This is a genomic window from Neisseria chenwenguii, assembly GCF_002216145.1.
In the GTDB taxonomy this organism is placed as follows: domain Bacteria; phylum Pseudomonadota; class Gammaproteobacteria; order Burkholderiales; family Neisseriaceae; genus Neisseria; species Neisseria chenwenguii.
In genome coordinates, this window is record NZ_CP022278.1 from 1,808,980 (window position 1) to 1,827,318 (window position 18,339).

The following is an 18,339-nucleotide window of genomic DNA, read 5'->3' on the forward strand; positions in this document are numbered from 1 at the left end:
GTCATTTTTGCAATGCAATAGGATCCACAATGGAAAACTCATTGAAACAAGCCGCCCTCGATTTCCACGAATTCCCAGTGCCGGGCAAAATTTCCGTGACCCCGACCAAATCATTGACCACTTCAAAAGACCTCGCGCTGGCCTATTCCCCGGGCGTTGCCGCGCCGTGTATGGAAATCCATGCCAACCCGCAGGATGCCTACAAATACACCGCCAAAGGCAATCTGGTTGCCGTGATTTCCAATGGCACCGCCGTTTTGGGCTTGGGCGACATCGGCGCATTGGCGGGCAAACCCGTGATGGAAGGCAAGGGCGTTTTGTTTAAAAAATTCGCCGGCGTGGACGTTTTCGACATCGAAATCAACGAAAAAGACCCGCAGAAACTGGTTGACATCATCGCCGCGCTCGAGCCGACTTTCGGCGGCATAAACCTCGAAGACATCAAAGCGCCCGAATGTTTCTACATCGAGCGCGAACTGCGCAAACGCTGCAACATTCCCGTGTTCCACGACGACCAGCACGGTACTGCCATCATCACCGCCGCCGCCGTTTTAAACGCGGTGCGCTTTACCGGCCGAAAAATCGAAGAAGCCACGCTGGTCTGCTCGGGCGCCGGCGCCGCCGCGATTGCCTGTCTCAACCAGCTTTTAGCCGTCGGCCTGAAACGTGAAAACGTGACCGTTTGCGATTCCAAAGGCGTGATTTACAAAACCCGTGCAGACAAAGACCGCATGGACGAGTCCAAACAGTTTTTCGCCATCGACGACAACGGCCAGCGCAATCTCGCCGACGCCGTCAGCGGCAAAGACATCTTCCTAGGCCTGTCCGGCGCCGACCTGCTCACGCCTGAAATGCTGAACACCATGAACGCCAAACCCATCGTGTTTGCCATGGCCAACCCCAATCCCGAAATCCTGCCGCCGCTGGCAAAAGCAACCCGCAGCGACGTGGTTATCGGTACCGGTCGTTCGGATTTCCCCAATCAAGTCAACAACGTATTGTGCTTCCCGTTTATCTTCCGCGGCGCGCTCGACTGCGGTGCGACCACCATCAACGAAGAAATGAAGCTCGCCTGCGTGTACGCGCTGGCTGATTTGGCGATGGAAGAAGTGCCGGAAGAAGTCATTGCCGCTTACGGCGAGAAATTCTCATTCGGCGCGGATTACCTCATCCCGACCGCCTTCGATCCGCGCCTGCTGCCGCGCGTAGCCGCCGCCACCGCCAAAGCCGCGATGGAAAGCGGCGTCGCCCCCCGCCCGATTGCGGATTTGGACGCATACGCGGCGAAACTGGCTGCAATGAAGTTGTGATTTTTTGAGTTGGTTAAACAACAAAGGCCGTCTGAATTTCAGACGGCCTTTTGTTTTACTGAATCAAAACCAAAAAAATCAAACCTTAATCCGGCATTCTGTAAGACTTGTGGCAGGATTTGCAGCTTGCGCCGGCTTCGCCGTAGGCCGCTTTTATTTCTTCCAGATTGCCGCCTTGCGCGGCGGTATTGAGTTTTTCGACCGCTTGGCGGAACTTGTCTTCTTCCGCCTTAAACTTGGCTTGATCCTGCCAGATGGCGGGCAGCGCTTCGCCGTTGCCCTGCGGGTCGGACTGGAAATGTTTGAACGGCTCTTTGCTCGATTCGGCAAACACCGCCGCGGCTTTTTTGAATTTTTCCACTTCGTAGGCCGTTTCGCCTTTGACCATTTTGCCCATTTCGGAAAACTCGGGCATCATGGATTTAAACGCGGCGGATCGTTCTTCGGAAATCGGGCCTTTAGCTTTAGTCGTGCCGCCGCTACAGGCGGTCAGCGCCAATGCGGCCAGCGTGAGGAAGATGGAGGTTTTCATGGTTTGTGTGTCCTTGTAGTGGTATGATTGTTCCGCTGCTGTTGGGATTGCGGCGTCTTCAGACGGCCGTCTGAAAAAATCATTATACTGAATTTATATGGAAAACGAAAGGAACGCGTTATGGCGGTTTTGATTACGGGTGCATCGGCGGGATTTGGCGAGGCGATGTGCCGAATGTTTATTAATGCGGGTTACAGCGTGATTGGCGCGGCCCGGCGCAAGGAGAAGCTGGACGCTTTGGCGGCGGAGTTCGGCGAACGGTTTTATCCGCTGGAAATGGACGTTTCCAAAAACGAATCCATCAAAAACGCGCTGGAAAGCCTGCCGGAAAACTTCGCCGAAATCGACTGCCTGATCAACAACGCAGGCTTGGCGCTGGGCTTGGAAAGCGCCGACAAAGCGGATTTCGGCGACTGGGAAACCATGATCCAAACCAACATCATCGGCCTGACTTTCCTGATCCGTCAGGTGTTGCCTCAGATGGTCGGGCGAAAACAGGGCTACATCATCAATTTGGGCTCGATTGCGGGCACTTATCCCTATCCCGGCGGCAATGTTTACGGCGCGACCAAAGCCTTTGTGAAACAGTTTTCGCTCAACCTGCGCGCCGATTTGGTGGGAACGGGCGTGCGCGTGAGCAATATCGAGCCGGGCTTGTGCGGCGGAACCGAATTTTCCAACGTGCGCTTCAAAGGCGACGACGAACGCGCGGCGAAACTGTATGAAAACGTCGAATACATCCGCCCCGAAGACGTGGCCGAAACCGCGCTGTGGCTGTACCGCCGCCCCGCGCATATGAACGTCAACCGCATCGAAATCATGCCTGTGGCGCAGAGCTTCAGCGCGCTGGCGGTTCACAAAGAAGCCCTGCCGCCTGCGCCGGTGGAAACGGCGGATTTTGAGAAACAAAGTATGTCGCTGTTTCAAAAGATTAAAAGCTGGTTTAAATAGGATTTGAATCATGAAAAGGCCGTCTGAAAATTCAGACGGCCTTTGGTTTATTCCGTGTAGTGAAAGCGCAGCGCAATCAGATAAATCCCGCTGTTGTCGGCTTTGTAAACAATGCGGTGTTCGTGGTTGATGCGGCGGCTGTAATAGCCCGACAGGCTGTGGCGCAGCGGCCCGGGTTTGCCTAATCCTTCAAACGGGTTGTGCTGTATATCTTTAATCAGCAGATTGATCCGTTTGAGTACGGCTTTGTCGGTTTGCTGCCGGTTGCCAGTAAAGATAGTCTGCCCACGCATCATCGGTGAAGTGCAGCATCATTTGTCAAGCTCACGGACAGCGGTATTGCCGACTTCCACTTCGGCAATACCTTTGGCCAAACGCGCAGCATTGACGGGGTTGGAGAGCAGGTAGGCGGTTTTGGTTAAGGCATTGTATTCGTTGATGTCGAGTAAGACTGCCGCCGCGCCGCCCGAGCGGGTAATCAGCACGGGTTCGGCATTATCGGCCACGCGGTCGAGCATGGCGGCAAGATTTTTGCGGAAATCGGAAGCGTGGACGGCAAACATGGTTTTTTCCTAGTATTTTGTACCTGATAACGTACAAATTAAACGCAAAATTGTCAAACGATCCGTATTTTTCAGACGGCCTGACCGCATCTGCATTACCCGTTATAATGTACTTCATCTTCCATGCCGTCTGAAAAAACCGTTATGAACGCATTCAAACAGAAAATCCTCGAGCAGGCCGCGCGCGACGGGGTGCAGGTGACTGCGCTGCGCGAGCAGGTTTTAGACATCATTTTGCAGCAAACGGGCGTCATCAAAGCCTATACTGTTTTATCGCTGATGCAGCAGCAGAGCAGCGGTGCCGTCGCCCCGCCTACCGCCTACCGCGCGCTTGATTTTTGGGCGGAGCAGGGCGTTTTGCACAAAGTGGCTGCGGTCAACGGCTATGTTTTGTGCAGCCACGCGCAGCACGAATGCGGCGACCACTGCTACGACGAAGAAGCAGAAGCGCACCACAGTGCGTTTATTCTGGTCTGCACCGAATGCGGCGCAGTTGACGAACAGACTTTAAGCAGAGAATGGGCGGCGCTGCGCGCCGGCGTTGCCGACAGCGGCTTTACTTTGAAAGAAGAACACGTTGTTTTAACAGGAATTTGTAAAAAATGTCATCCGTAAAGAAAACCAAAGTCCACCTGGTTGCCGGCTTTTTGGGAACAGGCAAAACCACCGCGCTCAAAAGCCTGATGGCGCAGAAAGACCCGAATGAAAAATGGGTGATTGTCGTCAACGAATTCGGCGAAATCGGTATCGACGGCGCTGTTTTGAGTGACAACGGCATTCCCGTGGCCGAAATCGCCGGCGGCTGCCTCTGCTGCACCGCCGGCGCGCAGATGGGGCAGACCGTGCAGAAAATGCTGCGCGACGCCGAGCCCGACCGCCTGATGATCGAAGCCAGCGGCTTGGCGCACGCCGCCAGCGTGATTGACGAACTCAAAGCCAAACCGCTCGACCAACTGCTCGAAATCGCCACCGTGTTTACCGTTGTCGATCCGCGCCAGTTTATCAGCCCTGATTACGCCCAACAGGCACTGTATAAAGACCAAATCGGCGTTTGCGACGTTTTGGTGGCGAGCAAAACCGACTTGTGCACGCCTGAGCAGATGGACGAATTCTACGACAAAGCGGCGAAACTCTTTCCACCGAAGGCCAAAGTGGTCGAAGTGCAAAATGCGCAGCTCGACATCCGCTGGCTCGACATTCCCGTTATCGAAAAATCCCGCTACCGCCTCAAAGCCCTGCCGGACAACACCATGGGTTTTCAGTCCGAAGGTTTCACCTTCCCCGCCGGCCGTGATTTCGACGGTGAAAAATTAACCAAATTTTTCAATGATCTGCCGAAAATGACTGAAGGCTTGGTGCGCGCCAAAGGTGTGTTTCAAGTATTGGGAACATGGGTCTGGCTCAACTGGGTGGACGGCCAATGGGGCGCCAACCAAGTCTCATGGCGGCGCGATTCGCGTTTTGAACTCATCGCCAAATCGTTTGACGCGGATCTGATTGAAAAATGCTTGAACGAGGCGTTGGAGAAATAGGCCGTCTGAAAACCGGCGGCGCGTGCCAAAGCCTTAATCGAACAGGGCAAAGGACTTTGCCGCCAGACAGTGTTGTAAACCGATAAAACCAACCTCATCGGCAACCGTCTGTATCCCGCCTGTGTTTTTGAGCTGCAAGATCACGGCAATTTTTACGAATTGCGCAATGAATGATCTGTGCCCCCGATTAAGAAAAGGCCGTCTGAATGTTCAGACGGCCTTTTGGGATGATCCTCAAAGGAATTTTGCTGCAAGATAGCCGATGGCGATTAAAGCAATCATTCCGAAAGCCACCAATGTTCCGATAATGAGCTTTTGCCGTTTGGCGGTTTTTATGGCCAGCATATTGGGGTTGTGTCCCAGCTCTTCCTGCAGTTTTTCTTCCAATTCTGCGCGAATTTGTTTGCGCAGACGTTTTTCTTCCTGCTCTTTTTCTAGTCGCAGCATGTGCTCGATTTCGGCTTGGCGTTTGTGTTCGAACGCCAGTTTTTCCTGCCATTCGATACGCTTGCGGTTGATCGTTTGTGCGTTTGTTCCGGCAAAATGGAAGTGGCAGACTTTACACTCAGTATCGTCAAGATTTTCGATAATGGTGTTGCAGACGGGGCATTGGTGCAGATTGTTGGATGCGGCACTCAGCGCTTCTTTGTCATCCGGTTTTTCTTCTTCGGTCAGTGCCATCGAATGGCGGATGATAACGTCCAATCCCAGATAACTGAAATATTGATGGGCGTTTTCACGTTCGTCTAACGTACAGTTTTCGGCGATGATGACTTGCGCGCGCTCTACCAGCGAATTGACTAAATCCGTCGCTTCATTTTCAGGCAGATTATCGTAGATGCAGGCATTGACCCGCTCACGATCAACGCCGGGTGGATAGGAGACGTATACATCATAAAATTTTTCAGGTTGTTTCATTTTGTTCCCATGAATGAATCGTATGAATACTTAATCGTCATTAGAGCCGTTTGGAAATTAACATGCAAACGGTTGTGGACGACATGTTGTGCCGTATGGAATATTGAATGCGATTAAGTCGGTTTGTCTCTGAAAACGGATGAAAGGACATTTTATACGATAAACACCCGTTTTATTATATTTAAATGACGTTAGAATATCCGGGCTGTCGACGGCCTATTGTGATAATTTCGTATTATTATTATAAGATAGGTGGAGATAATTTCAAAGCGAATAAAAGATAGGCCGTCTGAATCTGGCGACGGCCTACGCTGTTTTACAACTCCTCAAACAGAGAATGATGATCCGCAACCGCAGGTGGTTTCTGCATTGGGGTTGCGAATGACAAATTGCGAACCTTGCAGACTTTCGGTGTAATCAATTTCTGCACCGACCAAGTATTGGTAGCTCATTGGATCAACGAGGAAGGTCAGGCCGTTTTTATTGATTTCAAAATCATCGTCGTTTTTGATTTCGTCAAAGGTAAAACCGTATTGGAAACCCGAACAACCACCGCCGTTTACAAAAACGCGCAGTTTGAGCTCGGGATTGTTTTCTTCGGCAATCAAATCGGCTACTTTGGTGCAGCAGCTGTCGGTGAAGAGAATAGGGCTATCGTCTGACATGATGTGTTTCCTTTAATATGAATGTTATGCGTATTCTCGCGCAAAGTATCACTCAAGGCAAATTTGGTTGAATCCGGGAAATTCAATAGAAAGCATCAAATATTTCGGCCAAACCATTCCACACGGCCGATTACAGCCACGTCGTCCGTCAGGTTTCTCAAATCAATTTCAAAGGTCGGATAGGCTTCGTTGGCCGAAATGACGTTTACGATTCCGCCGGGCATCAGCTGTAAACGCTTAACAAGCAGGTTTTCATTGATGCGTAAAACATACAGGCCGTCGCGGGGCGTGGTTTCTCCATGATTGACGAGAATCGAGTCGCCGTCATTCAGAACGCCTTCCATCGAATCGCCTTTAACGGAGATAACTGAGAGATTTTTAGTATCGCGGGTAACGTAGTTTTCAATCCAATAACGGCGGAATGCCATTGCAAAAACGGGTTTTTCATCGGCGACCAACCGTCCGTGCCCGGCTGCGGCCTGAATATCGTAACGGGGAACGAAGACGAAGTCGTCAATATCAACCGGATTGCCAAGTGTATCGCAAACGGAGTGTACAGAAGATGAGGCACTCGGAAAGGGTTCTCCTTCTCCTGTTAGCAGCCAGTCAATGCTGCATCCTTTTAATTGTTTGATTTTTTTTAATGTTTCTGATTTTGGTAAACCTCCGTCGTTCCAAATCCGACTAAAGCCGGCAATAGTCATATCAATGTCAGCAGCAATTTTGGCCTGTCTGGCTTCACCTTTCCATAAGTAAATCAGTCTGTCTTTGAAAGTGTCCACAGCAAATCCTTATTTTAAGAGATAGTATGATTTTTCATATTTCTACTTTGAGTATTATGCAGAATTCTACATCATATTTGCGAAAAATGTAAGAAAAAAATTAGTTCAACTAAGAAAAAGTATTTGATTTTTTGAGTTTTGCTTAGTATGATGATTCAAAAGTCAATTCTTGGATTGGCGTATGTTTTAAAAATATACTGTTAAACCAATAATTTATATTTATTATGAGGAGGTTTGCCGGAAAAAGAGTTTGAGTGGATATAACGTGAAAGTAAGATTTTTCTGAAAGGAACGAGAAATGAACGGTTTGCGTAAAAATACTTGTTTGGCAGTTGCTGCACTGGCATTGGGTTCGGTTGCATTCCCTGTCAGCTATTCTGAGGCTCAGTCGGCAGATATGCGGTTTTCGGCACAGGAGTGTGAGCAGTTGTCCCGTTCCGATTTGCGGAGCATGGATACCCGTCAGCGCAGAATGGGGCTGCAATGTGACATGGTTGAGTCTTCGCACGACTGGGAGCAGCAATATGGAAGCCTGAATTCAACTGAGCTTACTGAGGGTGTCGTTTTGGAGTGAGTATGGTATAACGGCGGTTAATAATGGGACTGTGTTGTAAATTATGCAGATGCAGTTTTTAAAACGCCTTCCTTTCAGACGGCTTGGGTTGGGATACGGATAAGGAAATCTGATTTTATGTGGCGCTATATCTTCCACCGCCTGCTGTTGCTGATTCCCACGCTTTTGGGGATTTTGGCGGTTACTTTTGCCATCATCCAATTTGTACCCGGCGGGCCGGTGGAGCAGATGGTGCAGCAGCTCACGCAGAGCGGTTTGAGCGGCGAGACGGCGGCGAAAAGCGGGATGCTGAAAAATGGCCGGATCAGCGCGGAGGATATGGCGGCGTTGAACGTGCTTTACGGTTTCGACAAACCGCCGCTGGAACGTTTCGCCGACATGGTGGCGCGTTTTGCCTGCTTTGATTTGGGCACGAGTTTTTTCCACCATCAGACCGTGTTCGAGCTGGTTAAAGAAAAACTGCCCGTGTCGATGAGCTTGGGGCTGTGGACGTTTTTTCTGACCTATTTCATCTGTATTCCGCTGGGCATCGCCAAAGCCGTGAAAGACGGCAGCCGCTTCGACGTAGTCAGCGGCATGGCGGTTTTGGCGGGTTATACGGTTCCGCCGTTTGTATTGGGGCTGGTGTTGCTGGTGTTGTTCGGCGGCGGCAGCTTTTTCGCGTGGTTTCCGCAGGGCGGGCTGACGGGCGACGATTTTGGACAGCTTTCGTGGGCGGGAAAAATCAAGGATTACCTCTGGCACATGGCCTTGCCGGTAACGGCTTCGGTGGCGGGCAATCTGGCGGTAATGACGGTGTTGACGAAAAACGTATTCCTCGAAGAAATCCGCCGCCAATACGTTTACACCGCCCGCGCCAAAGGTTTTCCCGAACGGCAGATTCTGACCAAACATGTTTTCCGCAACGCCATGATTCCGCTGATTACCGGCTTTCCCGCCGCCTTTATCGGCGCGTTTTTTACCGGCAGCCTTTTAATCGAAACCCTGTTTTCCCTCGACGGCTTGGGGCTGCTTTCGTATGAGGCGGTGATGAAACGCGATTATCCGGTGGTTATGGGCACGCTGTATGTGTTTACCCTGATGGGGCTGCTGGCGAAACTGCTGTCGGACATTTCGTATTCTTGGGTTGACCCGCGGATTCATTTTGGTGGGAAATAGACTGTCTGAAAAATACAGATCCATCTGGGTTTCGAGCGTAGGTTTGGTTCCGAGCGTAGGCTGGACTTCGGACGTAAGCTGGGCCTAAGCCCAGCAGTTTTAGCAAAATGTTTTAGAGATTCGCTGGGCTGAAGTCCAGCCTACAAAAACTGATTCCGCAATAATTTTCAGACAGCCGCTAAACAAACAATGACAAAATTCTTCCAAAATCCCACCTGGCAAGCCTTCAAGCAGCACAAGCGCGGATTGTGGTCGCTGCGCATCCTGCTGGTTCTGTTCGCCCTCGCCCTGCTTGCCCCGTTGTGGAGCAACGACAAACCGCTGTGGGTGCGCTATCAGGGCGCAAACTATTTCCCGATTGTGCAAAACCATCACGAAACCGTGTTCGGCGGCGATTTCGACACGCCCGCCGATTACCACGACCCGCTGATCCGCCGCAACATCACCTCCAAGGGCAACACCGCTGTTTACCCGCCCAACCCCTATGCCGCCAATACCATCAACGAATTCGACACCCGGCCCGACCCCGCCATGCCGTCTGAAAACCACATACTCGGCACAGACGACCGCGGCCGCGACATCCTCGCGCGGCTGGTATACGGCTTTCGCGATTCCCTGCTGTTTGCCCTCGCGCTGACCTTCGTAACCACCGTCATCGGCGTCAGCGCCGGCGCCGTGCAAGGCTATTTCGGCGGACGGGTTGACTTGATTATGCAGCGTTTCCTCGAAATCTGGGGTGGCCTGCCCGAACTTTACCTACTGATTATTCTGTCATCGTTTTTCAATCCCGGTCTGCTGGCTTTGCTGGTATTGCTGTCGCTGTTCGGCTGGATGTCGCTGTCGGATTATGTCCGCGCCGAGTTCCTGAAAAACCGCCAGGCCGATTACGTTGCCGCTGCCAAAAGCATGGGCGTTTCAGACGGCCGCATCATGTGGCGGCACATCCTGCCCAACAGCCTCACCCCCGTCTTGACCTTTTTACCCTTCCGCATTTCCGGCGCTGTCTTGGCCCTAACCAGCCTCGACTTCCTCGGCCTCGGCGTTCCCGCCTCACAAGCCAGCTTGGGTGAACTCTTGGCACAGGGCAAAGAAAACCTCGACGCATGGTGGATCGGCCTTTCCGCCGTCGGCGTGCTGACGCTGATGCTGCTGCTGCTCGTGATGATAGGCGAAGGGGCAAGGCAGGCGTTTGATGTAAGGGTGCGGAACTGAGGCCGTCTGAAAACATTTCCGGTGGCTGAGCGCAGTCGAAGCCTGTTGGCTTTTTCAGCCACCGTAAGTTGTCAGAACATAAATATTTCACATTACAAAAAGGGGAAATCATGCAAGGTTACGTTTACATCCTAATTTTGCGAGGATGGAAGCTATTACACAGACAGCACGAAAAATATCGAATTCCGTTTTTGGCAGCATCAAAACGGACTGGGCACCAACCACACGCGCAAACACAAGCCCGTCAGGCTGGTATTTGTCGAAATGTTCGCGCGGATTGATGATGCGTATGAACGCGAGAAACAGATTCGGGGCTGGAGCAGAAAGAAAAAGGAAGCCCTGATCGCAGGCGATTTCAACAGACTGCACGAATTGGCTGCGGACAGAAAACAGCTTAAGCCGGCTTGATTTTTCAGACGGCAGGGCGCAGCCGAAGCCCGTTTGATTCCCAGTCACCGGAATTCTATGCTGTCTGAAAATGTCCCAAACGCGGCTTCGACTACGCTCAGCCACCGGAAGTACTACCCCCGAAAGCCCCTATGAACCTACTCGAAATCCAAAACCTTTCCGCCGCGTTCCCGACCAAAAAAGTGCTGCACGATATTTCCCTCAATATCCGCTTGGGGCGCAAGACTGCGCTGGTGGGTGAGAGCGGCAGCGGGAAAACGGTTTTGGCGCAGGGCATTATGCGCCTGAATCCGCAGGTGTCGTTTACAGGTCGTCTGAAATTTGACGGCACGGATTTGCTCGAACTTTCGGAACGCGGTTTGCGGAAATTGCGCGGGTACGAAATCGGCATGGTGTTTCAGGAGCCGATGACGGCGCTGAACCCCGTGATGCGCGTGGGGGTGCAGATTGCGGAAGTTTTGTCGCTGCATTTGGGGCTGCCGAAAAAAGCCGCGTGGGCGCGGGCGGTGGAATTGTTGGCGGAAACGGGCATTGCCGCGCCCGAGGAAAAGGCGCGAGCGTATCCGTTTCAACTTTCAGGCGGACAGCGGCAGCGGGCGATGATTGCGATGGCGGTGGCAGCTGAACCACGCCTTTTGATTGCCGACGAGCCGACGACGGCGCTGGATGCGGCGGTGCAGGCGCAGATTTTGGATTTGCTCGCGCGGCTTCAGCGCGAGCGGCAGATGACGCTGCTTTACATCACCCACGATTTGAAACTGGTGCGGCGTTTTGCCGACGATGTGGTCGTGATGCAGCAGGGCAGGGTGGTCGAGCAGGGCGAAACGGCGGCGGTGTTCGCCAACCCGCAACACAACTACACAAAAATGCTTTTGAACGCGGGTGCGGTGCGGAATGTGCGTCCGCCGGCGGAAAAACCGCCGACGGTGTTGGCGGCGGAAGGCATCAGTGTGGCGGTAAGCGAAAACGCGGGCTGGTTCCGCAAACGCGAAAAAACACTGCTGGCGCCTACGGATTTTGATTTGAAAGCGGGCGAAACGCTGGGCGTCATCGGCGAGAGCGGAAGCGGGAAAACTACGCTGGCTAAGGCTTTGCTGCGGCTGATGCCGTCTGAAGGCCGTCTGAAAATCAACGGGTGCGACTGGTCGCCCGAAGCGCGGCGCGACATTCAGATGGTGTTTCAAGACCCGTTCGGTGCATTCAATCCGCGCATGACCGTGTTCGACATCGTTTCTGAAGGGCTTTTGGTACACGAGTCGCACTTGAGCCGCGAGGAAATGCGCGTGCGCGCAGTGGAAGTGTTGCAGCGGGTCGGCCTGCCCGAAGATTCGCTCGCCCGCTATCCGCACGCGTTTTCAGGCGGCCAGCGGCAGCGGCTGGCAATTGCGCGCGCAGTGATTGTGAAACCGAAAATCCTCGTGCTCGACGAGCCGACCAGCGCGCTGGATGTGCAATGGCAGCAGCAGATTCTGGCGCTGCTTGCGGATTTGCAACAGTCATACGGCTTGAGCCTCATCATCATCAGCCACGATTTGGCCGTCATCCGCGCGCTGTCGCACCGCGTGATGGTGTTGAAAGACGGTGCGGTGGTCGAATCGGGCGGCTTGGAAGAAGTGTTTGCCAATCCCAAAGCAGACTATACAAAAAAGCTATTGCAATACGCCGCCCCTTGAAATTTCCCCCCGCAAGCCCTATTCTGAATCCTGTTACAACCTATTTTTTAAGGAACTTGAAATGAGCAGCGAATTGATTGTGCACACCAGCGATGCCGCTTTTGAAGCGGACGTTTTGAAATCCGACGTCCCCGTATTACTCGACTTCTGGGCCCCGTGGTGCGGCCCCTGCAAAATGATCGCCCCGATTTTGGACGACATCGCCGCCGAGTTTGAAGGCAAACTGAAAGTCGTCAAAATCAACATCGACGAAAACGAACAAACCCCCGCCCAATTCGGCGTGCGCGGCATTCCGACGCTGATGGTGTTTAAAAACGGCGAAAACGTCGCCACCAAAGTCGGCGCATTGGCCAAAGGCCAGCTGACCGCGTTTGTGAACGCTTCGATTGCGTAAGCGGTAGGATTTTAAAGAAAGGCCGTCTGAAAATTTTCAGACGGCCTTTAAAATGGCATTTGTGGTTTTTGCAAAGGCTTCCGTGGCTGTCGGGCGGCGGAGTCGGGGGGGGGCGTAGGCTTGGCTTTTAGCCCGGCAGTTTGAACAGACGTTTCAGAACCTTCACCGGGCTGACGGTTCGACAGGCTCACCAACCAATCCCGGCCCACGGCTGCTGAGACTTTTACGGAATCAAAACGGCCGTCTGACACTTTCACGGACGTCATTCCCGCGCAGGCGGGAATCCACGGTTACAGACAGGCAATATCTTGTTTTAAATAAGTTTCAGAAAGCCGAGTGTGTATTCCCGCCTGCGCGGGAATGACGTCAGTTGAGAGATTAACCGTTTCAGACGGCCTTCAATTCAATCCTATCCGTTCCTTTTCCCAACCATCCCCGCCAAGCCGTGCAGAAACTGCGGTTCGCGCTTCACTAGATACCACATCAGCGGCAGGTTGCCGAGGGCGACGATCAGGTAGAGCAGGGTAATGCTGTCGAACAGCATCAGCAAGAGGGCGCTCAGAATGGCGGCGGAGACCATGAAGACGCCGTTGACGATGTTGTTGGCGGCGACGGCGTGGGCGCGGAAGGTTTCGCTGCTGGCCGTCTGAAGCCAGGTGTAGAGCGGTACGGAGAAAAAGCCGCCGAAAAAGCCGATGAGCACCATCACCAGCATCACGGGGTAGGCGTTGGCTTGGGCGAGAAACCATAAAACACCGTTGAGTTCGGCGAAACGCTGGCCGTGGGTCAGCCAGACCAGCGCAAGGCCGCAGGCGGTGAGGCCGGCGGTGCCGACGGTCACGAGGCTCAAGACCAGCCGTTCGTGGCTGAGTTTGGCGCACAATACCGAGCCAGCGGCGATGCCGATGGAAAACAGCGCGAGCATGAGGTTGAAAACGGCGTCGTTGCCGCCGAGGTGGATTTGGGTAAACGTCGGCAGTTGGGTGGTGTAAACCGAGCTGATGAACCAAAACCACGAAATGCCGATGATGGCGGTAAACACGGGCTTGTCGGCGGCGGTTTCGCGCAGGAGGGCGGATGTGCCTTTGGCGATGTTGTATTCGATTTCGGTGTAGGCCGCTTTGGCGGGAACGGACGGCATGAAAAAGCTGGTTGCCGTTCCCAATACGGCAACCGAAACAACCAGCATGCCGATGATGTGCGGCGGCGTGCCGGCTACGGCTGTGCCCAAAATCTGGCCGAAGAGGATGGCGAGGAAGGTGCCCGATTCGATCAGGCTGTTGCCCATAATCAGCTCTTTGTCGTTGAGGTAGTCGGGCAAAACGGCGTATTTCAGCGGGCCGAACAGCGTCGATTGCGCGCCCATGCAGAAGAGGCAGAACAGTAAAAGCGGTGCGGATTGGATATAAAAACCGAACGCGGCCAGCGACATCACGGCGATTTCGAGGATTTTGACGGCGCGGGCGAGTTTGGCTTTGTCGAATTTGTTGCTCAACTGCCCCGAGAGTGCGGAAAAGAGGAAATAGGGCAGGATAAACAGCAGCGCGCCCAAATTGAGCATCTGGCTGGCGGGCAAAACCGTGTTCTGCCCCAAGCCGTAAAAGCTGATCATCACAAACAGCGCGGTTTTAAACACATTGTCGTTAAACGCGCCGAAAAACTGCGTGCCGAAAAGCGGGGCGAAACGGCGGCTGGTGGCGAAATTGAGGTTGTCTTTTTTCACGCTCATTGCGGTTTGTCTTTATCGTTTTGATTTTTATCGAGAAGTTTGTCGGTTGAGTCGTCGTCCATCAGAATGCGGTGCGCCGGCCCTTCCAAATCGTCAAACTGCCCGTTTTTGCCCGACCACCAGAAAAACCAGCCGATGATAAAGGCCAGAATAATGCTGATGGGCACAAGGATAAACATACTTTCCATTACATCGCCCCGGTCAGATCGGTCAGAAGCAGCGTCTGCCCGCCAATGGTCAGGTATTCGTTGCGCAGCGTGGCGACGTTGCTTTCGCCGTCAAACAATTCGATGCGCTCTTTATTAATGCGCCAAACCAGCGGCGCGTCGGGGTTTTGCAGATTTTCCAGCGCGGGAAAGGCGGCGCCGTTTTGCAGTTTGACCACAAAACGCCCGCTCTCGGGCGGCGTTTCGGATTCGTCGTCGGGCAGCATAATCAGAAAACCGAGATGGCTGCCGGATTGGGTGTGGATGCTGAAGTAGTGCATGGCGGAACATTTGAGGCCGTCTGAAAACTGCAATCCCAAGCCGTTTCGCACGGCTTTACGCTTTTTCAGACGGCAGGTTGGAAACGCCCTAATGTACCAGTTTGCCGCGCCGCTGCAAAGCATTCTTATGCTGCAAATCAAAGATTAAAGCAGCCATTAACATCTTATTTTTGGTAGAATGGCACAGTTATTTTCATCAACCCGAATCAGACCGTAAAGGCCGTCTGAAAACTTTAGGAATTCCCACCATGACTCAAAAACTGATTTTAGTATTAAACTGCGGCAGCTCCTCGCTCAAAGGCGCCGTTTTGGACAACGACAGCGGCGACGTATTGCTGAGCTGTCTGGCCGAAAAACTCAACCTGCCCGATGCGTTTATTACTTTTAAATTCAACGGCGAAAAACACAAAGTTGATTTGAGCAGCCAGCCCAACCACACCGGCGCAGTCGAAGCCCTGATGGAAGAAATGAAAGCCCACGGCCTCGACAGCAAAATCGGCGCCATCGGCCACCGCATCGTCAGCGGCGGCGAATTGTACAGCGAATCCATCTTGGTGGACGACGAAGTCATGGCCGGCATCGAAAAATGTATCCCGCTCGCCCCGCTGCACAACCCGGCCCACCTGCTCGGTCTGCGCGCCGCACAAAGCATTTTCAAAGATCTGCCGAACGTCGTCGTATTCGACACCGCGTTCCACCAAACCATGCCGAAACACGCCTACACCTACGCCGTTCCGCAAGAGCTGTACCACAAATACGGCCTGCGCCGCTACGGTGCACACGGCACCAGCTACCGTTTCGTTGCCGATGAAACCGCGCGTTTCCTCGGTAAAGACAAAAAAGATCTGCGCATGGTCATCTGCCACTTGGGCAACGGCGCTTCCATCGCCGCCGTCGCCGACGGCAAATGCCGCGATACCAGCATGGGTCTGACCCCGCTGGAAGGCTTGGTAATGGGCACACGCAGCGGCGACATCGACCCGAGCGTATTCTCCTTCCTCGCTGAAAACGCCAACATGACCATCGCCCAAATCACCGACATGCTGAACAAAAAATCCGGCCTGCTCGGTCTTTCCGGCCTTTCTAACGACTGCCGCACCATTGAAGAAGAAGCCGCCAAAGGCCACGAAGGGGCGCAACTCGCGCTGGACGTATTCGTGTACCGCCTTGCCAAATACATCGGCAGCATGGCCGTTGCCGCCGGCGGCCTCGACGCGCTGGTGTTTACCGGCGGTATCGGAGAAAACTCCGAACTGATCCGCAGCAAAGTCTTGGGCTATCTGGGTTGCCTCGGTCTGACCGAAGACCACGAAGCCAACCTGGCCGCCCGCTTCGGCAATGCCGGCGTGATCACCACCGCCGACAGCAAAGCCGTCGCCGTCGTGATTCCGACCAACGAAGAGTTGATGATTGCCCACGATACCGCCCGCCTGAGCGGCCTGTAATCTGCCAGTTATATTTTAAAGCATTGGAAAAGCCCTGTTTTTTGGAACAGGGCTTTTTTGCGGGAATGGGAAAGGCCGTCTGAAAAATTGTCAGACGGCCTTTCCCATTCCCGCCGCGCTCACGCCAGCCATTGCGATACGGTGTAAATCACCAGTCCGACCAGCCCGCCGACCAGCGTGCCGTTGATGCGGATATACTGCAAATCCTTGCCCAGACTGAGTTCCAGCTTTTCCACCATCAGCGCGCTGTCCCAGCTTTTTACTTTTTCGGCCACGAAATGTGCAGCTTTTTCTTTGTAGCGCAACACGAAATCGCGTACCAAAAGCGACAGGCGCACGTCGGCACGGCGCATAAACTGCGGATATTCCCGCGCCTGCGCGAGTATGTGGTCGAACAGTTTTTCCAGTTGCGCGGCGCAGAGCGAATCGGATTTTTCCACGTCCGCCGCCGCCCAGCTTTGCACGCCCGTCCAAAAATCCGCCAGCTTCTGCCGCAGGGCGGGGGATTCGGCGAGCTGCGCTTTGGCGGCGTCCAAGCGGCGGTGCCACTGAGACGAGTTTTGCAGGCGTTCGGCGAGCAGGTCGTATTGCGCGTCAAACTGGCGGCGCAGGGCGTTGTCGGCATCGGCGGTAGCGGTGGCGAGATAGCCGTCCGCCCAATCCAGCGCTTTGGCGGCTGCCCAGTCATCGACGCGCTCAACCAGCGATGTTTTGAGCGCGCTTTTGAATTTTTCCCACGTCGAGGGCGCGTCGCTTTCGATTTTTGCCGCCCATTCGCGCAGGTTCTGTTCCAGCAGTTCGCGCGTGTCGGGGTTTTGCAGCCAGCGGCGGAGCCGGCGCAGCAGGCCGTCGAAGAGTGTATGGTGCAACCCCTGCGCTTTCAGAAGCTTGAGGCCGTCTGAAAGTGTTTGGCCGATTTTTTCGCCGCTGTACTGCTGCGACAGCAACATCGCGGCAAAACGCGCGGTCTGTTCGGGTTTGGCCGTCTGCAAAACCGTCGGAATCTGCTTGGCCAGCCACGGCAGCCATTGCGTGCGCGCTGCGTCGCAGCCCAGCCAGTTGAGGAATTTGCTGCTCGGTTCGGCCTGATAAATCCGCACGGCAATCGGCTTGTCCTGAATGAAATTGTTTTCGATAAACCACCCCAGCTCGTCGGCAATCCGCTCTTGATTGCGCGGCAGAATCGCCGTGTGCGGAATGGGCAGCCCCAAAGGCCGTCTGAACAGCGCGGTCACGGCAAACCAGTCGGCCAGCGCACCCACCATCGCCGCTTCGGAAAAGGCTTTCAGGTAGGCGAGGGCAGGGTAGCGGCCGGCATAAAGCGTGGCCGCCACAAACAGGGTACAGGCCAGAAGCAGCAGCCCCGTCGCCCAACGGCGGCTCTTTTGCAGCCGCGCCCGCGCTTGGGCAAGGCGGACTTCGGCAGAAAGCGTGTGCATGATGTTCCTCGGATTGGGATAATGCGGACGGTAAAATTATATAGTGAAATAAAATAAGAAAGATACAAGGCGGGAAGGCGCAGACAGTACGGGTAGTGCGGGACAGATGAACTTGGCGCTTCAGCGCCTTAGCGAATCGTTCTCTTTGAGCCCGGCCGCAGCCAACGAAGCAGATTTTTTATTTTATTTCACTATAGCGCGGGTTTTGAAGCGCGGGTTTTGACACTGATGCCATGCAGACGGGTTTCGACTTCGCTCAGCTACAGGTTGCGGCAGGCAGAGGCCGTCTGAAAATGCCGGTTTGGCTTTCAGACGGCCTGTTTGGTATGGATAAATGCTGCCTGTTTTTTAATCAATCAATGTTTACGCTTACCGTTCAAACCTTTAAGCGGCTTATCCACAGCCTGCCCACACAGCCGCAAACACGGCTTGTGATTAAATCTTAAATCTGCCTAAAAATTAATCAGATGATTTTTATCGTTGCGGAACAAGCTGTAAAGCAAGTTATGCACAGGCTGTTCACATGATTGGGCAGGGTGTCTGTGGGTTTTGTCGGATTTCATACGG

General features: G+C 53.7%; 21 protein-coding genes. 10 read left to right on the top strand and 11 right to left on the bottom strand.

The window, feature by feature from the left end; all coding sequences use genetic code 11:
• Positions 1–29 precede the first annotated feature (29 nt).
• Positions 30–1,310: a malic enzyme-like NAD(P)-binding protein gene (locus BG910_RS08845; protein WP_089036525.1), complete on the top strand. Its 1,281-nt coding sequence runs from the start codon at positions 30–32 to the stop codon at positions 1,308–1,310.
• An 85-nt stretch (positions 1,311–1,395) separates the two neighbouring features.
• Here the strand turns inward: BG910_RS08845 and BG910_RS08850 are convergent, their stop codons facing one another.
• Positions 1,396–1,842 carry a c-type cytochrome gene (locus BG910_RS08850; RefSeq protein ID WP_089036526.1) on the bottom strand — a complete coding sequence of 149 codons (447 nt, stop codon included), beginning with the start codon at positions 1,840–1,842 and terminating at the stop codon, positions 1,396–1,398.
• 120 nt (positions 1,843–1,962) lie between these two features.
• Between BG910_RS08850 and BG910_RS08855 the strand changes: the two genes are divergently transcribed.
• Positions 1,963–2,793 (top strand): SDR family oxidoreductase, encoded by an 831-nt coding sequence (locus tag BG910_RS08855; RefSeq protein ID WP_089036527.1) that lies wholly within the window; start codon positions 1,963–1,965, stop codon positions 2,791–2,793.
• 47 nt (positions 2,794–2,840) lie between these two features.
• On the opposite strand, the gene BG910_RS08860 is transcribed toward BG910_RS08855, so the two are convergent.
• Both BG910_RS08860 and BG910_RS08865 read right to left on the bottom strand, forming a co-directional pair.
• Complete coding sequence (locus tag BG910_RS08860; protein ID WP_232462185.1) at positions 2,841–3,089, bottom strand: Txe/YoeB family addiction module toxin; 249 nt, start codon at positions 3,087–3,089, stop codon at positions 2,841–2,843.
• A gap of 15 nt (positions 3,090–3,104) precedes the next feature.
• Positions 3,105–3,356 carry a type II toxin-antitoxin system Phd/YefM family antitoxin gene (locus BG910_RS08865; protein ID WP_089036528.1) on the bottom strand — a complete coding sequence of 84 codons (252 nt, stop codon included), beginning with the start codon at positions 3,354–3,356 and terminating at the stop codon, positions 3,105–3,107.
• 144 nt (positions 3,357–3,500) lie between these two features.
• Here BG910_RS08865 and BG910_RS08870 point away from each other — a divergent pair, with 144 nt between their 5' ends.
• Both BG910_RS08870 and BG910_RS08875 read left to right on the top strand, forming a co-directional pair.
• Positions 3,501–3,971 (top strand): Fur family transcriptional regulator, encoded by a 471-nt coding sequence (locus BG910_RS08870; protein WP_089037213.1) that lies wholly within the window; start codon positions 3,501–3,503, stop codon positions 3,969–3,971.
• Positions 3,959–4,888 carry a CobW family GTP-binding protein gene (locus BG910_RS08875; RefSeq protein WP_089036529.1) on the top strand — a complete coding sequence of 310 codons (930 nt, stop codon included), beginning with the start codon at positions 3,959–3,961 and terminating at the stop codon, positions 4,886–4,888. Before BG910_RS08870 ends, BG910_RS08875 begins: the two co-directional genes overlap by 13 nt.
• Positions 4,889–5,122: 234 nt before the next feature.
• Here the strand turns inward: BG910_RS08875 and BG910_RS08880 are convergent, their stop codons facing one another.
• From BG910_RS08880 to BG910_RS08890, 3 genes are all read right to left on the bottom strand, one after another.
• The gene (locus tag BG910_RS08880; RefSeq protein WP_089036530.1) at positions 5,123–5,806 is read right to left on the bottom strand and encodes a hypothetical protein; all 684 of its coding nucleotides are present in this window, start codon (positions 5,804–5,806) and stop codon (positions 5,123–5,125) included.
• Between the two features lie 326 nt (positions 5,807–6,132).
• Positions 6,133–6,471 carry an iron-sulfur cluster insertion protein ErpA gene (erpA, locus tag BG910_RS08885; protein WP_089036531.1) on the bottom strand — a complete coding sequence of 113 codons (339 nt, stop codon included), beginning with the start codon at positions 6,469–6,471 and terminating at the stop codon, positions 6,133–6,135.
• A gap of 95 nt (positions 6,472–6,566) precedes the next feature.
• Positions 6,567–7,253 carry a S24 family peptidase gene (locus tag BG910_RS08890; RefSeq protein ID WP_089036532.1) on the bottom strand — a complete coding sequence of 229 codons (687 nt, stop codon included), beginning with the start codon at positions 7,251–7,253 and terminating at the stop codon, positions 6,567–6,569.
• Between the two features lie 298 nt (positions 7,254–7,551).
• Between BG910_RS08890 and BG910_RS08895 the strand changes: the two genes are divergently transcribed.
• The 3 genes from BG910_RS08895 (at position 7,552) to BG910_RS08905 (ending at position 10,197) form a co-directional block, all read left to right on the top strand.
• Entirely contained in the window at positions 7,552–7,827 is a 276-nt protein-coding gene (locus tag BG910_RS08895) for a hypothetical protein (RefSeq protein ID WP_089036533.1), read from the top strand.
• A gap of 117 nt (positions 7,828–7,944) precedes the next feature.
• Entirely contained in the window at positions 7,945–8,985 is a 1,041-nt protein-coding gene (locus tag BG910_RS08900; RefSeq protein WP_089036534.1) for an ABC transporter permease subunit, read from the top strand.
• A gap of 189 nt (positions 8,986–9,174) precedes the next feature.
• A complete protein-coding gene (locus BG910_RS08905; protein ID WP_089036535.1) occupies positions 9,175–10,197 on the top strand; it encodes an ABC transporter permease in 1,023 nt (340 codons plus the stop codon).
• 108 nt (positions 10,198–10,305) lie between these two features.
• On the opposite strand, the gene BG910_RS13240 is transcribed toward BG910_RS08905, so the two are convergent.
• Positions 10,306–10,653 (bottom strand): hypothetical protein, encoded by a 348-nt coding sequence (locus BG910_RS13240; protein WP_232462187.1) that lies wholly within the window; start codon positions 10,651–10,653, stop codon positions 10,306–10,308.
• An 83-nt stretch (positions 10,654–10,736) separates the two neighbouring features.
• On the opposite strand from BG910_RS13240, the gene BG910_RS08915 reads away from it, so the two are divergent.
• Both BG910_RS08915 and trxA read left to right on the top strand, forming a co-directional pair.
• Entirely contained in the window at positions 10,737–12,278 is a 1,542-nt protein-coding gene (locus tag BG910_RS08915) for an ABC transporter ATP-binding protein (protein ID WP_089036536.1), read from the top strand.
• A 61-nt stretch (positions 12,279–12,339) separates the two neighbouring features.
• Entirely contained in the window at positions 12,340–12,672 is a 333-nt protein-coding gene (gene trxA, locus BG910_RS08920) for a thioredoxin TrxA (RefSeq protein WP_089036537.1), read from the top strand.
• A 409-nt stretch (positions 12,673–13,081) separates the two neighbouring features.
• On the opposite strand, the gene BG910_RS08925 is transcribed toward trxA, so the two are convergent.
• The 3 genes from BG910_RS08925 to BG910_RS08935 are packed head-to-tail and all read right to left on the bottom strand — an operon-like array spanning position 13,082 to position 14,888.
• Positions 13,082–14,401, bottom strand: coding sequence for an MFS transporter (locus tag BG910_RS08925; RefSeq protein WP_089036538.1), 1,320 nt, complete (start codon positions 14,399–14,401; stop codon positions 13,082–13,084).
• On the bottom strand, positions 14,398–14,589 hold the full coding sequence (ccoS, locus tag BG910_RS08930; RefSeq protein WP_089036539.1) for a cbb3-type cytochrome oxidase assembly protein CcoS: 192 nt from the start codon (positions 14,587–14,589) through the stop codon (positions 14,398–14,400). Before ccoS ends, BG910_RS08925 begins: the two co-directional genes overlap by 4 nt.
• Positions 14,589–14,888: an HLGFF motif protein gene (locus BG910_RS08935; RefSeq protein ID WP_089037214.1), complete on the bottom strand. Its 300-nt coding sequence runs from the start codon at positions 14,886–14,888 to the stop codon at positions 14,589–14,591. The genes ccoS and BG910_RS08935 overlap by 1 nt, the downstream gene beginning before the upstream one ends.
• A 248-nt stretch (positions 14,889–15,136) precedes the next feature.
• Between BG910_RS08935 and BG910_RS08940 the strand changes: the two genes are divergently transcribed.
• Positions 15,137–16,333 (top strand): acetate kinase, encoded by a 1,197-nt coding sequence (locus BG910_RS08940; protein WP_089037215.1) that lies wholly within the window; start codon positions 15,137–15,139, stop codon positions 16,331–16,333.
• A gap of 119 nt (positions 16,334–16,452) precedes the next feature.
• Here the strand turns inward: BG910_RS08940 and BG910_RS08945 are convergent, their stop codons facing one another.
• Complete coding sequence (locus BG910_RS08945; RefSeq protein ID WP_089036540.1) at positions 16,453–17,772, bottom strand: DUF445 domain-containing protein; 1,320 nt, start codon at positions 17,770–17,772, stop codon at positions 16,453–16,455.
• Positions 17,773–18,339 lie beyond the last annotated feature (567 nt).